Annotated in this window: 13 protein-coding genes; 7 read left to right on the forward strand and 6 right to left on the reverse strand. The window is 73.3% G+C overall.

Annotated elements, in window-relative coordinates; genetic code table 11:
* Positions 1–27 precede the first annotated feature (27 nt).
* On the reverse strand, positions 28–1902 hold the full coding sequence (locus BJ983_RS03695; RefSeq protein WP_179792570.1) for an FAD-dependent oxidoreductase: 1875 nt from the start codon (positions 1900–1902) through the stop codon (positions 28–30).
* A gap of 133 nt (positions 1903–2035) precedes the next feature.
* Between BJ983_RS03695 and BJ983_RS03700 the strand changes: the two genes are divergently transcribed.
* The 4 genes from BJ983_RS03700 (at position 2036) to BJ983_RS03715 (ending at position 5543) form a co-directional block, all read left to right on the forward strand.
* Positions 2036–2686 carry a nitroreductase family protein gene (locus tag BJ983_RS03700; RefSeq protein WP_179792571.1) on the forward strand — a complete coding sequence of 217 codons (651 nt, stop codon included), beginning with the start codon at positions 2036–2038 and terminating at the stop codon, positions 2684–2686.
* Positions 2683–4266, forward strand: coding sequence for an AMP-binding protein (locus BJ983_RS03705; RefSeq protein WP_179792572.1), 1584 nt, complete (start codon positions 2683–2685; stop codon positions 4264–4266). The genes BJ983_RS03700 and BJ983_RS03705 overlap by 4 nt, the downstream gene beginning before the upstream one ends.
* Complete coding sequence (locus tag BJ983_RS03710; RefSeq protein ID WP_179792573.1) at positions 4259–4864, forward strand: TetR/AcrR family transcriptional regulator; 606 nt, start codon at positions 4259–4261, stop codon at positions 4862–4864. The genes BJ983_RS03705 and BJ983_RS03710 overlap by 8 nt, the downstream gene beginning before the upstream one ends.
* A gap of 124 nt (positions 4865–4988) precedes the next feature.
* A complete protein-coding gene (locus BJ983_RS03715) occupies positions 4989–5543 on the forward strand; it encodes an NADPH-dependent FMN reductase (RefSeq protein WP_343053693.1) in 555 nt (184 codons plus the stop codon).
* A gap of 6 nt (positions 5544–5549) precedes the next feature.
* On the opposite strand, the gene BJ983_RS03720 is transcribed toward BJ983_RS03715, so the two are convergent.
* Both BJ983_RS03720 and katG read right to left on the reverse strand, forming a co-directional pair.
* Positions 5550–5855, reverse strand: coding sequence for a putative quinol monooxygenase (locus tag BJ983_RS03720; RefSeq protein WP_179792574.1), 306 nt, complete (start codon positions 5853–5855; stop codon positions 5550–5552).
* Between the two features lie 53 nt (positions 5856–5908).
* Complete coding sequence (gene katG, locus BJ983_RS03725; RefSeq protein WP_179792575.1) at positions 5909–8158, reverse strand: catalase/peroxidase HPI; 2250 nt, start codon at positions 8156–8158, stop codon at positions 5909–5911.
* 206 nt (positions 8159–8364) lie between these two features.
* Between katG and hchA the strand changes: the two genes are divergently transcribed.
* A complete protein-coding gene (gene hchA / locus BJ983_RS03730) occupies positions 8365–9240 on the forward strand; it encodes a glyoxalase III HchA (RefSeq protein WP_179792576.1) in 876 nt (291 codons plus the stop codon).
* Positions 9241–9369: 129 nt separating this feature from the next.
* Here the strand turns inward: hchA and BJ983_RS03735 are convergent, their stop codons facing one another.
* Positions 9370–9933, reverse strand: a complete 564-nt coding sequence (locus BJ983_RS03735; protein WP_179792577.1) for a DUF4190 domain-containing protein — start codon at positions 9931–9933, stop codon at positions 9370–9372.
* A gap of 208 nt (positions 9934–10141) precedes the next feature.
* On the opposite strand from BJ983_RS03735, the gene BJ983_RS03740 reads away from it, so the two are divergent.
* The gene (locus tag BJ983_RS03740; RefSeq protein WP_179792578.1) at positions 10142–11404 is read left to right on the forward strand and encodes a hypothetical protein; all 1263 of its coding nucleotides are present in this window, start codon (positions 10142–10144) and stop codon (positions 11402–11404) included.
* Between the two features lie 88 nt (positions 11405–11492).
* Here BJ983_RS03740 and BJ983_RS03745 read toward each other — a convergent pair whose 3' ends face one another.
* Positions 11493–12416 (reverse strand): NAD(P)H-binding protein, encoded by a 924-nt coding sequence (locus BJ983_RS03745; protein WP_179792579.1) that lies wholly within the window; start codon positions 12414–12416, stop codon positions 11493–11495.
* Positions 12417–12503: 87 nt separating this feature from the next.
* On the opposite strand from BJ983_RS03745, the gene BJ983_RS03750 reads away from it, so the two are divergent.
* Entirely contained in the window at positions 12504–13244 is a 741-nt protein-coding gene (locus BJ983_RS03750) for a Type 1 glutamine amidotransferase-like domain-containing protein (protein ID WP_179792580.1), read from the forward strand.
* A 13-nt stretch (positions 13245–13257) separates the two neighbouring features.
* Here BJ983_RS03750 and BJ983_RS32050 read toward each other — a convergent pair whose 3' ends face one another.
* Positions 13258–14067, reverse strand: coding sequence for an FCD domain-containing protein (locus BJ983_RS32050; protein ID WP_179792581.1), 810 nt, complete (start codon positions 14065–14067; stop codon positions 13258–13260).
* Between the last annotated feature and the right edge of the window lie 182 nt (positions 14068–14249).

The raw sequence follows: 14249 nt of genomic DNA on the forward strand, positions 1-14249 counted from the left end.
GACAGGCTCTATAGCCCCACTTAGTGCTCACATGACGAAGTCACCTAGCCCCGACGCCTCCAGCCGGGCCCGATAGTCCACGATCCGCCAGGGCAGCGTGTTGACCACGCGGCCGGCGGCGTTGCGGTACCAGTTCGTCATGCCGGGGTGGGTCCAGATCATCCCGGCGTGCGCGGCGTCGACCTCCTCGTCGTAGGCCGCCGCGACGTCGGGCCGTACCTCCAGAGCCGTACCGCCGCCGTCGAGCAGGCCCGCGACCAGCCGCGCGACGTACCGCATCTGCAGCTCGATGATCGTGATCTGCGAACCGCCGTGACCGAGCGCCGTGTTCGGGCCGGACAGCAGGAAGAGGTTCGGGAAGCCGGGCACGGTGACGCCCAGGTACGCCCGCGCGTCGTCCTCGCCCCACGTCTCGGCCAGCGAGCCGACGCGACCCTGCACGTCGACGCCCGCCAGGAACTCGTGCGCGGCGAAGCCGGTCGCCACGACGACGACGTCCGCGTCGTACTCCGTGCCCGACGTCGTCCGCAGCCCGTGCGGCAGCACCTCGGCCACGGCCTCCGTCACGAGCTCGACGTCGTCGCGGCGCAGGGCGGCGAACCAGCCGTTGTCGAGCAGCATCCGCTTCCCGAACGGCGGGTAGTGGGGGAGCGCCTTCTCGACGAGGTCGGGGCGCCCGTCGAGCTCGGCCTCCAGGTACCGCGTGAAGTGCCGGCGGTGCCCGTCGTTGGCGGCGTTGACCGAGCGCTCCGGGTGCTCCCAGCCGGGGTCGACGACGAGGGCCGGGTGCACCTTGTCGTTGAACGTCCACGCGAGGCGGGCGCGGTACCAGCCCGCGTAGAACGGCACCTCGGCGAGCACCTGCTGCTTGTCGGCGCCGATCTCGTCGAAGTAGCCCTCGTGCGGCGCGATCCACTGGGGTGAGCGCTGGAAGATCGTGACGCGGCCGGCCCGACCGGCGATCCGCGGGACGATCTGCATGGCGCTCGCGCCCGTGCCGACCACCGCGACCCGTCGTCCGGAGAGTTCCAGGTCGTCCGGCCAGCGGGCGGAGTGGAAGAGCGGGCCGTCGAACGCGTCGAGGCCGGGTAGGTCGGGCATCGTCGGGCGGTTGAGCTGCCCGACCGCCGAGATCACGAGCGCCGCCGACCGGGTCTCCCGGCTCCCGTCCCGACGACGGGTCACCAGCTCCCAGCGCGAGGTCGCCTCGTCCCAGGTCGCCGACTCCACCTCGACGCCGAACTCGATGGACCGGCGCAGGTCGGCGGAGTCGGCGTAGTCGCGCAGGTAGTCGAACACCTCGTCGCGGCGCCCGAACGCGGTCGACCAGGGGTGCGGGCGGAACGAGTAGGAGTAGAGGTGGCTCGGGGTGTCGACGCCCGCGCCGGGATAGCGGTTCTCCCACCACGTACCGGCCACGTCGGTGTTCCGCTCGAGCGCGGTCACCGGGATGCCCATCTCACGCAGGGTCGCGACGGCGAGCAGCCCGCCGACGCCGGCGCCGATCACGAGGGCGTCCGTGCCGGGCGGGACGGTCGGGTGCGGGGTCGGCTCCGGGGACGCCGCGCCCAGGGTCTCGGCCATCATCGGCTCGAACTCGTCGCCCACGGGCTCGCCGGTGAACGTCCGCAGCATCCGGAGCAGCAGGTCGCCCCGCGGCGCCGGGATCACGGGCTCGAGCCCTGCCTCCACGGCCGTGGCGACCGCGTCCCGGATCTCGGCCTGGACCTCGTCGGGCAGCCCACCCGTGTCGTGGTCGTCGAGGCCGCGCGCACGGGTCGGCGCGTACGGCGCCTCCAGCCAGCGGAGGTCGCCGGTCAGCTGCACCAGACACATCGTCAGGCAGGGCACGTTCGCCGCGTCGAGGGCGCGGCGCAGGTCGGTGCGGCTGGCGGTGGTCACGTCGGCGACCTTACGGCGGGTAGGTCACCTCGGCGCAAGCCCTCGGACGACCTGCAGGGACGGGGTTGACGTGTGCTCGCCACCACAGCACAGTGACCGGAACCTGGCCTACCCGCGGATAGGAGAACCGGCGATGGAGCTGGACGAGGCGATGCGCACGACGGGCACGTGCCGGTACTTCCGCGAGGACCCGGTGCCCGACGAGGTGCTGCACGCGGCCATCGACGCGGCCCGCTTCGGCCCGCAGGGCGGCAACCGGCAGCCGGTGAAGTGGATCGTCGTGCGCGACGCCGCCCGCAAGCAGGCCCTCGCCGACCTCTACCTCCCGATGTGGGAGGCCTACTTCGCCGGGATCGGCGAGGGCACGGTGCAGGCCAACGCGCTGCCGAAGACGGTCACCGACGCCGACCACTTCGCCCGCCATCTCGCGCAGGTCCCCGCGATCCTCGTGCTGTGCGCCGAGACCTCCGGCCTGCACCCGACCGACACCGACCTCGGCCGCCTCTCCGTGGTCGGCGGCGCCTCGATCTACCCGACGATGCAGAACCTCTGCCTCGCGCTGCGCGCCCAGGGCGTCGCCACCGCGGTCACGACGCTGCTGTGCGCCGTCGAGCCGCAGGTCCGCGAGCTGCTCGCCGTCCCCGACGACCACATCACCGCCGCCCACATCGCGGTCGGCTACCCGGCGCGGTCCTTCCCGACGAAGCTGTCGCGCACCCCGGTCGAGCAGATCACCTTCGACGAGACCTTCGGGCGCCCGCTGTTCGCCGGGGCGCCCGCGTGAGCACGTCCGTCGACGTCCGCGCCCTGCCCGAGGTCCACCGCCGCCCGGTGGGCCGGGCGACGATCGGTGACCAGCTCCGACGGCACGCCCGCACGCAGGGGCGGCGGGTCGCGGTCATCTCCTACGACGCCGGGGCGCGGCGCGAGACCACCTACGGCGAGCTGGACCGGCAGGCCAACGCCGTCGCCCACCACCTGCTCGCGCTCGGCGTGCGGCGCGGGGACCGGGTCGCGGTGATGGCCCGCAACGCCGTCGAGGTCATCGCCGTCTACTACGGCGCGCTCAAGGCCGGCGCCGCGTTCACCGGGATCAACGTGCTCCACGGCCGCGACGAGGTGGCGGCGCAGCTCGGCCACGCCGAGCCCGCCGTCGTGATCGCCGGGGCGGAGTACGTGGAGCTGCTCTCGCCGATCACCCCGGGCGTGCTGGGGCGGGTGGTGCTCGGGTCGGGAGTCGACGGCTGGGTCCCGCTCGCCGAGGTCCTCGCCGGCCCGGACCACGAGCCCGACACCGACGTCGACGAGCACGACCTCGCGATGCTCGTCTACACCAGCGGCACCGAGTCCACGCCGAAGGGCGTGATGATCCCGCACCGGAACTACCTGATCTCGACGGCGCCGGCATGGAGCTGGGGCCTGCGGACCGGCCCGGACGACACGTGGCTGTTCGCCATGCCGTTCTTCACCATCGCCGGGCTCGGCTCGATGACGACGCTGACGATGATGGGTGCGACGCTCGTGCTCCCGGACTCGCTCGAGCCCGCGCGGGCGCTGGAGCTCATCGCGTCGGAGCAGGTCACGGTGGTCGCGCAGACCCCGACGTTCTACCTCGCGCTCGCGCGGGCCGAGGGCTTCGGACCCGCCACGGTCGGCTCCGTGCGGCGGGCCATGACCTACGGCGGGCAGGTGTCACCGGCCGCCGTCGACGCGTGGGCCGATGCCGCCGACGGCGTCGTGTGGGGCACCTACTGGGGGCAGTCGGAGCTCTCGCAGCTCGGTTCCGTCGGCTGGTTCTCGCGGCTGGAGGACATCCCCGACGCCGACCCGTCGTGGATCGGCGTGCCCGTCACGCACCTCGAGACGCGGATCGTGCGCCCCGACGGTGCCGACGCCGCGCCGGGGGAGCCGGGCGAGCTCTGGTGCCGCTCGCCCTCGGTGATGCTCGGCTACTTCCGGGAGCCCGAGCGCACCGCGGAGGTCTTCTCCGACGACGGGTGGCTGCGCACCGGCGACATCGTGCGGGCCGACGAGGCGGGCAACCTGTTCTTCGCCGACCGGGCCAAGGACATGATCAAGTCGGGTGGCTTCAACGTGTCGTCGCAGGAGGTCGAGCGGGTGCTGCACGCGCACCCCGCCGTCCTGCGCGCCGCGGTCGTCGGCCGCCCCGACGAGTACTGGTCGGAGGCGGTGACGGCGTTCGTCATCCTCGGCGCCCCCGTCCAACCGGCGGAGCTCGTCGCGTACTGCCGGGAGCACCTGGCGTCGTACAAGACGCCGAAGGCCGTGCACGTGGTCGAGGCATTCCCGGTCGACGGGCAGGGCAAGGTGCTCAAGCGCGAGCTGCGGCGGGTCGATGTCTGAACCCGTCCCGCTGTCGGGGCGGCGCCGGGTCACCCCCGAACAGATCGTCGACGCGGCGGCAGCGTTGTTCGCGCGTGAGGGCTACCACGCGGTGGGCACCCGGCACATCGCCGACGAGCTCGGGATCCGCGGCGCCTCGCTGTACCACCACTACGCGTCGAAGGAGGAGATCCTCGCGGCGATCTGCCGACGGGTGACCCTGGAGCCCGTCGAGGAGACCCTGCCGCTGCTCGACGACGCCGGCACCCCCGGCACCCGGCTCGCCGCCCTGTGCCGGGCGCACCTGGAGCACCTGGTCCGACGGCGGGTGGAGTTCCTCGTCGGGCTGCAGGAGCTCGCGGCGCTGACGCCCGAGCACCGCGCCGAGGTCGAGTCGCACCGGCGGCACTACCAACGGCGGGTTCGGGACACCGTGACGGCGGGCGTGCGGTCGGGGGAGTTCACCGTCGAGGACCCGGCCCTCGCGGCGCTGGCCCTGCTCGACGCTCTGAACGGCACGGCCCGCTGGTTGGACCCGGCCGGCTCGCGGTCACCCGACGTCGTGGCGGACGTGTACGTGCGGATGCTGGTGGACGGGCTGCTGGGCCGCCGGAACTGATTGCGGAGATCCGAAGTCCTGTGGCGACACGCCCACCGGCAGCGGCGACGCGCCCCGGAGGTTCGGATCTTCATCGTCCGGCGGGTCAGCCGAAGCAGCGCGGTCGGGTCCTACGCTGCTCCGCGTGACGACGGTGCTGCTGGTCTCGGGGAGCACCCGGGCGGGGTCGACGAACACGGCGCTGCTCCGCACGGCGGCGGCGATGGACCCGGCACGGACACGGCTGTACGACGGGCTGGCCGCGTTACCCGCGTTCAACCCCGACGACGACGTCGAGCCGCTCCCACCCGCCGTCGCCGACCTGCGGGGTGCGCTGGCCGCGGCCGACGCCCTGCTGATCTGCACGCCCGAGTACGCGGGCGCGCTGCCGGGCGCGTTCAAGAACCTGCTCGACTGGACCGTCGGCGGCGCCGAGATGCCCGGTCTGCCGGTGGGGTGGATCAACGCGGCCGGGGTCGCGGCGCCGACCGGCGGGCGCGGGGCGCACACCGAGCTCGCGACCGTGCTCGGCTACGTCCAGGCGCGGGTCGTGGACGCGGCCTGCCGTCGGGTGCCGCTGACCCGCGCGCAGGTCGGCGACGACGGGCTGATCGCCGACCCGGCCGTCCGGGCCGAGATCGCGGCGGCGCTCGACGCGGTGTGCGGCTGCGCCGCAGGTGAGCAGAAAGTGGGCCTATAGCGCCACTTACTGCTCACCTGGCGAAGCCACAGGCACGAGCGGGTGGATGGCGGGCGGCCCCGCGAGGTGCTCGCCCGCCGTCGTGAAGGCCTGGGCGACGTGCGGGGTCTGCATGTGGGCGTCGAGGTCGGCCTGGTCGCGCCACTGCTCGACGGTGACGAACACCGTGCCGTCGGCGCCGGAGCGGTTGAGCTCGTAGGAGAGGCAGCCCTCCTCGCCGCGGGTGGCGGTGACGAGCTCGGCGAGGGCCTGCCCGACGAGCTCCTCGGAGCCGGGCTTGGCGGTGATCAGGGCGACGACCTGCAGCGACATGGCGTCACCGTAGCGGTGGCGCGCAAGGGACTCGCGCGCCACCGCCGCCGGCCTCAGCCGACCTTGACGTCGTACCGGTCGAACATCATCACCTTGTCCCAGACGGCGACGAAGTCGCGCACGAAGCGCTCCTGGGCATCGTCACCTGCGTACACCTCGGCGATGCCGCGGAGCTGGGCGTTGGACCCGAAGACGAGGTCGTTGCGGGTCGCCTGGAACACCGGGCGGCCGCTCTCGCGGTCGTCGAGGGTGAACGACGTCGCGTCGTCGTCGGCCGCGTGCCACTCGTAGTCCATGCTCGTCAGCGCGTCGAAGAAGTCCGTGCTGAGCGTGCCGACCCGGTTGGTGAAGACCCCGGCGCCCGACCCGTCGTGGTTGCAGCCCAGCGCCCGCAGGCCACCGGTGAGCACGACCCACTCCGGCGCGCTCAGCCCGAGCTGCGCCGCCTTGTCCAGGAACACCCGCTCCGGGGCCATGCCGGTGATCGAGGTGTAGCCGTCGATGACGTAGTTGCGGAACCCGTCGACGACGGGGGCCAGCCACTCGAACTGCGACACGTCGGTCTGGTCCTGGGTCGCGTCGACCCGGCCCGGCGTGAACGGCACCGTGACCTGGACGCCCGCCGCGGCGGCCGCCTGCTCGACCGCGACGCACCCCGCCAGCACGATGACGTCGGCCAGGCTCGCGCCCCCGGCCTCGGCCACCTCGCGGAGCTTCGCGACGACGGGGACGGTGCGGGCGTTGATCGCCCAGTCCTTCTGCGGGGCCAGGGCGATCCGGGCCCCGTTGGCGCCGCCGCGCTTGTCGGTGTCGCGGTAGGTCACCGCCGAGGAGAAGGCGGTGAAGGCCAGGTCGGACACCGAGAGCCCGGAGTCGAGCACGGCCTGCTTGAGGCGCGTGACGTCGGCGTCGGACAGCGGGCCGTGCTCGGCGGCGGGCAGCGGATCCTGCCAGATGAAGTCCTCGGCGGCGACCTCCGGGCCGAGGTAGCGCGACTTCGGACCCATGTCGCGGTGGGTCAGCTTGTACCAGGCTTTCGAGAACTCGCGGGTGAAGTAGTCGAAGTCGGCGAGGAAGCTCTCGCAGATCTCGCGGTAGACCGGGTCGACCTTCAGCGCGATGTCGCTGGTCATCATCATCAGCGGGTGCTCGACGCCGTCGAGGTGGGCGTCGGGGGTCTTCGGCGCGTCCGCGTCGACCGGCTTCCACTGCGACGCCCCGGCGGGGCTCTGCGTCTGCTCCCACTCGAGGCCGAACAGGTTCTCCAGGTAGGAGTTGTCCCACTGCGTGGGGTTCTGCGTCCAGGAGCCCTCGATGCCGTTGGTCATCGTGTGCTCGGCGTTGCCGGAGCCCTCGGGGTTGTGCCAGCCCAGGCCCATCGCCTCGAGCGGCGCCATCTCCGGCGGCGCGCCGATCCGGTCGGCGGCGACGGCACCGTGGCTCTTGCCGAAGGCGTGGCCGCCGGCGATCAGGGCCACCGTCTCGACGTCGTTCATGGCCATCCGGCCGAAGGTGATGCGGATGTCCTTGGCGGAGGCGGCCGGGTCGCCGTTCGCCTCGGGACCCTCCGGGTTGACGTAGATCAGGGACTGGTGCGACGCGGCGAGCGGCTGCTCGAGCTCGTAGTTCGCGTCGCCGGGGCGGCCGGTCCAGCGGTCGCCGCGGATGACCATGTCGTCGTAGGACTTCACGTCGGTCATGGCGATGTACTCGGGGCCCCAGTAGGTGGCGTCGTCGGCCTCCCACGCGTCGCGGCGACCGCCGCCGAAGCCCGTCGTCGGGAAGCCCATGACCTCGAGGGCGACGTTCCCGGTGAGGATCATCAGGTCGGCCCAGGACAGCGACGAGCCGTACTTCTTCTTGATCGGCCAGAGCAGACGCCGGGACTTGTCGGTGTTGCCGTTGTCCCACCAGCTCGAGATCGGGGCGAAGCGCTGCATGGCCTCGCCGGCGCCGCCGCGGCCGTCGGCGATGCGGTAGGTGCCCGCGGAGTGCCACGCCATGCGGATCATCTGCGGCGCGTAGTTGCCGTAGTCCGAGGGCCACCAGGGGACCGACGTCGTCATGAAGTGGCGGATGTCGGCCTTGAGCTCGGCGAGGTCGATCGAGTTGAAGGCGGCGGAGTAGTCGTCGTCGGAGAGCGGGTTCGCGGCGGCACCGTTGCGGTGCAGCTGCTCCACGCGCAGCCGGTCGGGGTACCAGTCGGAGAGGGTCGGGGCGGAGGTCTCGACGCCCCCGATGCGGTTGCCCCCGAAGGGACACGCTCCTTCGAGGACCTCGGAGTACTCGGCGTAGTCGGTCATGTCGGTGGCCCCTTTGCTGGAGGTCGGTCGAGCGGGACCACCTGTCCGGCGGGACCCGGGATCGTTTACCCCGGCACCGCCGGTCGACACCGGGACGACGCTACGAAACCGTGTCAGGGTGCTGCTCGCGGCCTCGGCCCACGGTTGCGAGCCGTCCGGGTCGGGCACCGTCGAGGAAAAGCGTCGACGGACGAGGAGCGCACGCCATGACGGACCTGACCGTGCCCCGCGGGGGCGAGTCCAGAGAACCCACGCCGGATCCGGCCGAACGGGACGCGTTCTTCCCGTCCCCGTACTCGCTCGGGCAGTACGTGCCCCCGCGCAGCGACTTCGACGGCGTCGAGCACGAGGGCGCCTACACGGAGGGCCGGTGGCGGATCCTCGTGATCGGCACCGACGAGCGGTACCTGCCGATGGCGAACGGTCGGCTGTTCTCCACCGGCAACCACCCCGTCGAGACCCTGCTCCCGCTCATGCACCTGCGCGCGGCGGGCTTCCAGGTGGACGTGGCGACGGTGTCGGGTCTGCCGGTGAAGCTGGAGCACTGGGCGACCCCGCCCGACGACGAGGCCGTGCACCGGGCCCTCGACGAGCTGCTCCCGCAGTTCCGTCGGCCGCAGCGGCTGGGCGCGGTGCTGACCGAGGGGCTCGACGACCACCTGGCCGTGTTCATCCCCGGCGGGCACGGAGCGATGCAGGGCCTGCACGACTCCGCCGACGTCCAGGCCGTCCTGGACCGGTTCCTCGGGACCGACCGCTTCATCATCACCCTGTGCCACGGCCCGGCGGCCCTGCTCGCGGCCGGCCAGGACCGGGCGGAGTCTCCGCTCGCGGGCTACGAGGTCTGTGCCTTCCCCGACGCGCTCGACACGGGCGCGAACCTGGAGATCGGGTACATCCCCGGGGAGATGCCCTGGCTGCTCGCCGCCGGGCTGCGGGACGCGGGCCTCGTCGTGGTCAACGACGACATGGCCGGACACGTCCACCGCGACCGCGGTCTCATCACGGGCGACAGCCCGCTCGCCGCGCACGCCCTCGGGAAGCTCGCCGCCGACGTCCTGGTCGAGCACGTCGGAGGCTGAGTCGGGCGGTGCTCCGCAGACGTGTGAGGGGAACCCTCGGGCGCTCTTGTGGCACGAGGGTTCCCCTCACGCGGGGCGGGGAGCGGGCTGGGGAGCGGGTGGAGCGGGTGGAGCGGGTGGAGCGGGTGGTCAGCTCATCCGGACGATCTGGAAGCCGACCTGGGTGCCGTTCACGCTGTTGACCGTCACGCCGAACTGCGCGGGGCCGCCGTCGACGGTCCCGGAGCAGGTGGTGGTGGCGCCGATCTGACCGGGCAGCGGCTCGGGGCAGGTGACGTCCTCGGCGGCGGTCTGGGCGGCGACCTCGGGGGCGAGCTGCTCCGGGGCGACGACCGGCGCGCTCGCGGTGCTCGGGGCCTGCTCGCCCGGGGCCTGCTGGGTGGTGCCCGGCTGCTGCGGGACCTGGTTCGCGACCGAGGCGGCCCCGATGCCGACGATGACGGCGACCAGCAGGCCGATCACGGTGAAGGCGATGGAGAGCCACATGCCGGCGGTCGCGAGCCCGCGACCCCCCTCGTTCCGCTGGGCGGTCTGCTTGCGGCCGATGATGCCGAAGACGATGCCGAGCGGGGAGAACACGAACGCGAAGACGATCGAGAGGATCGCCATGAGGTTCGTGCCCTGCGGCGCGGCGGGGGCGTACGCGGTGGCGGGCTGCTCGGGGGAGGCGTGCGGGGGGAGCTGCTGCGTCATCGATGGGTCCTCACGGGAATCGCCCCGCCGGCGGAGTGCAGCGGGGTCGATGCCGCACTGATCGTCCGTGCTGCACGGATTGCGACGGACTCCGTCGATCTTGATCGATCCTTCACTCGAATGCAGGAGTTTCGACACGGCATTCGTCACGAGAGGTATGCGCCACTGCCGTCCGACTGACGCGAGCCCGCCGTGGGCATCCCGCGTCGTGCCGCGCACCCTCCCCGCGACCCCGCTCGACGAGGCCTTCCTCGACCTCCGTGCGGTGTCGGTGCTCTCCGTCCACCTCGAGATCCGGGTGACCGGTCACGTCGACACGGCACGCCTCGCGGCGGCCCTCGCCACGGCCGCCGACGCCCACCCGATGGCCCGTGCCCGGCCCGCTCCCGAGCGCCCGTGGGCGCTGCACGCGCGCTGGGCGCTCGACGCGCCCCTCGCCGTCGAGGTGGTCGACGACGTCACCGTCGCGCGGGAGGTGCTGCAGTCCCGCCTGCCCGACGACCGGGCGGTGTCGGTGATGGTCGCCAGAGACGGCGAGGGAGACGTGGTGGCGTTCCGCTTCCACCACGCCGCGATCGACGGGCGCGGGGCGCTCCGGTTCGTCGCGTCGGTGGTCGACGCCTACGCCGGACGGCCTCTTCCCGACGACGGGCTCGCGCACGCCCGGGACCTCCGGCGCCTCGCCGGCGCGCGCGGTGCGTCCGACGTCGCCGCCCGCGCGGCGAAGATCGCCTCCGACGCGTGGGGGAGGGCCGGGCTGACCCGCATCGCGGGGGACGGCGGCGAGGACGGACCGCACCACGCCCTCGTGACCCGCCGTCTGGAACCCGCCGTCGTGAAGGCGCTGCGGAAGTCCAAGCCCGAGGGGGCCACCCTCAACGACTGCCTGCTGGCCGCGCACCTGCGCACCGTGGTCGCGTGGAACGAGCGGCGCGGCGGGCGGGTCGGGCGCAGCGTGTCGGTGATGATGCCGGTCGACCTGCGCGCCGACGGCGAGGTGGTGGCGAACCTCGCGAGCTACGTCGCGATCGTGGTGCCCACGCGGGATCTCGCGGACCCCGGGTCGGCGATCGCCGCCGTGTCCGCGCAGACCCGGGCGGTGAAGGAGCGCGGGACCGCGGGGTGGATCGCCGACGTGCTCTCGGTGCTCGTCGTGCCGCGCGGCGTGAAGCGGGTGGCGCCACGCCTCCTGCCGCTGGTGGAGGGGCGCTTCGTGGAGTCGACGATCCTGTCCAACCTCGGGCCGGCGTCGTTCGGCGACCTCGGTGAGGCCGGCGCGGTGCGCGAGGTGCGCTTCAGCCCGCCCGTCCTGTCCCCCCGGATGGCCGTGACGCTCGGGGTGGTCGGTCACGACGACGGGTTGACCCTCACCTGGCGGTCGCTGCGCCGCCAGGTGGGCGCGGCGGGCGTCGCGGAGTTCGCCGAAGTGTTCCTCGAGCGACTCGACGCGACGACCCGCGACCGGGGCTAGCAGCAGAGCGGAGGAGGCCCACGCTGCTGGAGCCCCCTACCGACCGCGCACCATAACCGTGCTTACCCGGGGAGGCCAGACCCCGCCCTCACGCTGCCGCGGCGTGGTCCTCGACCGTGGGACGGGCGGCCTCGTCGCGGTCGGCGAGCGCGCGCCGCACCGCGTCGTCGTAGGACATGGGGTCGAGCGGGACGAGGCGGCGGATCGCGTCGTCGCGCACGACCACCTCGTTCGACATCGAGTCGATGAGCGAGCGCCCGGTGGCGGTGTCGACGTCGGTGACGAGGGAGAGCCATCGGGACGACAACGACGGCGTCAGCAGCGGCACCGGCACGATCACCAGTCGCCGGCGTCCCATCACCGTCGCCGCCCGCTGCATCATGTCGGCGTACACGAGGACGTCGGGTCCGCCCACGTCGAAGGCCCGCCCGGTGGTGGCGTCGACGTCGAGCACGGCGACGAGGTAGTGGACCACGTCGTCGATGGCGATGGGCTGGGTGCGCGTGTAGACCCACTGCGGGCAGACCATGGCCGGCAGGTGGGTGATCAGCTGGCGGGTCATCTCCCACGAGATCCCGCCGTGCCCGACGATGATCCCGGCGCGGATCGTCGTGACCGGCACGCCGGCCTCCCCGAGGTGGGTCTCCACCTCGCGGCGGCTGCGGAGGTGGTCGGAGAGGTCGTCGCGGTCGTCGCCGAGACCTCCGAGGTAGACGATCCGGCGCAGCCCGGCCTCGGCGGCAGCCCGCCCGAACGCCCGGGCGCCCTCGGCGTCGGCGTGCACGAAGTCGGCGCGGTCGAGCGAGTGCACGAGGTAGTAGGCGACCTCGTGACCGGCGAGCGCCCCCGGCAGCGTCGCCGGGTCGTGGACGTCGCCGCGCACCGGGTCCCCGCACCCCTCGTAGCGGTCCGGACGGCGGGTCATGGCGGACACGGCGTGGCCGGCGGAGGTGAGGGCCTCGCACAGTCGCTGCCCGACGAAGCCGGACGCTCCCGCGATCAACAGTCGCATAGCCGACGGTTACCCCGGCGTCAAACCTCGCGGGGTGGATCACGGCCGTCGGCGACGACGGGTCGCGCGCGACTACCGTCCGGCGACATGCCCGCCGACGGCCCCACGATCCTCGCGACCTCCGGCGGCCTGCGCCGCGACGACCGCATCGACTGGCGGGTCGCCCCGCTGACCCACCACGCCGTCGAGCTGGCCGGCGTGGTCGGCCGGGCGCCGAAGGTGTGCCTCGTGCCGACGGCGGTGGGCGACGACCCGCGGCTGGTCATGACCTTCTACGACAACGCCTGGCGGGTCGGCTGGAACGCGAGCCACGTCGCGCTGCTGCCCATGCCCAACGTCGCCGACCTGCGGGAACACCTGCTCGCCCAGGACGTGATCTGGGTGTGGGGCGGCAGCGTCGCGGGCCTGCTCGCGCTGTGGCGGCTGCACGGCCTGGACACGATCCTGCGCGAGGCGTGGGAGGCCGGGGTCGTGCTGACCGGGGTCTCCGCCGGCTCCATCTGCTGGCACGTCGGGGGCACCACCGACTCGTTCGGGCCGACCCTGCAGCCCGTCATCAACGGTCTCGGTCTGCTGCCGTACGCCAACGGCGTGCACTACGACTCGGAGGCGGAGCGCCGACCGCTGCTGCACCGTCTCGTCGCCGACGAGGTCCTGCCGACCGCCTACGCCACCGACGACGGCGCCGGCCTGCTCTACCGCGGCACCGAACTGGTCGAGGCACTCACCGAACGCGACCGTGCGGGGGCGTACCGGGTCGAGCGGGGACCGGACGGCGCCGCGGTGGAGACGGAGCTGGACGTCCGGCGCCTGCCGAAGCCGGAGTGAGCGGGCGCCGGGCTCAGCGGTGGGCGTCCTCGTCGGTCCACAGCCCGTCGCGCTCGTAGAGCGAGCGCAGCGCGACGAGGTGGTCCCGCATGGCCTCCTCGGCCGCCGCGGCGTCGCCCGCCGCGATGTGGTCGGCGATGTCCCGGTGCCACTCGTCCACCCGGTCCCACTCCGCGGCCTCGACGCCGACGCGGCGCAGCCGGGTGCGGAGCACGTCGTTCACCGGCTGCCCCATCATCGTGATCATCAGGTTGCCGGTCGCCATGAGCACGGTGGTGTGGAAGTCCAGGTGGCCGACGAAGCCGCTCGGGTCCCGTCGGTCGCGCGGGGCGCCGGCCGCGGTGCGGATGGCCTCCACGGTGTCGGCGTCCGCCCGCTGCGCGGCCAGCCGCGCGGCGGAGGGTTCGAGCAGGAGGCGGGCCTCCAGCAGGTCGTGCAGCCGTAGCTGCGGGGTCATGACGAGGACGCCGAGCGCCCCGCCGACGTCCTCCACGACCTGCGCCGGGTCGGGCGCCGCGACGAACGAACCCCCCTGCACGCCCCGGGTGGTCTCGATGAGGTGCTGGCTCGCGAGGACCCGCAGCGCCTCGCGCACGGTGCTGCGGCTGACCCCGAAGGCCCGACCGAGGTCGGCCTCGTTCGGCAGGCGCTGGCCGGCGTCCAGGGAGCCGCCGACGATCTGGGCCCGGAGCTCGTCCGCGACCTGGCGGTACGCGGGCCGGACCCGCTGCACCCGGAGCCGGGCGGGAGCCGCCGGGCCCGAGGTCCCGCCGTCGGCCGCGGCGGCCGCGCGGGGGCTCGAGGAGGGGCGCGTCGGTGGCACGGCGGTCACCCTACGCGGCGTCCGACCCGGTGGCTGCGGCTCGATGCGTGAAACGTCCGACCGTCCGCCCCGTCGTCGGATGCCCTTGTGCCCGATACATCGGACATTTACGGTCGCTGTGACCCGGACAACAGCCTACGGCCGCGCGGCGCCATCTCCACCACCCGCTGCCACCGCCTCCG

The organism is Actinomycetospora corticicola (assembly GCF_013409505.1).
Taxonomy (GTDB): domain Bacteria; phylum Actinomycetota; class Actinomycetes; order Mycobacteriales; family Pseudonocardiaceae; genus Actinomycetospora; species Actinomycetospora corticicola.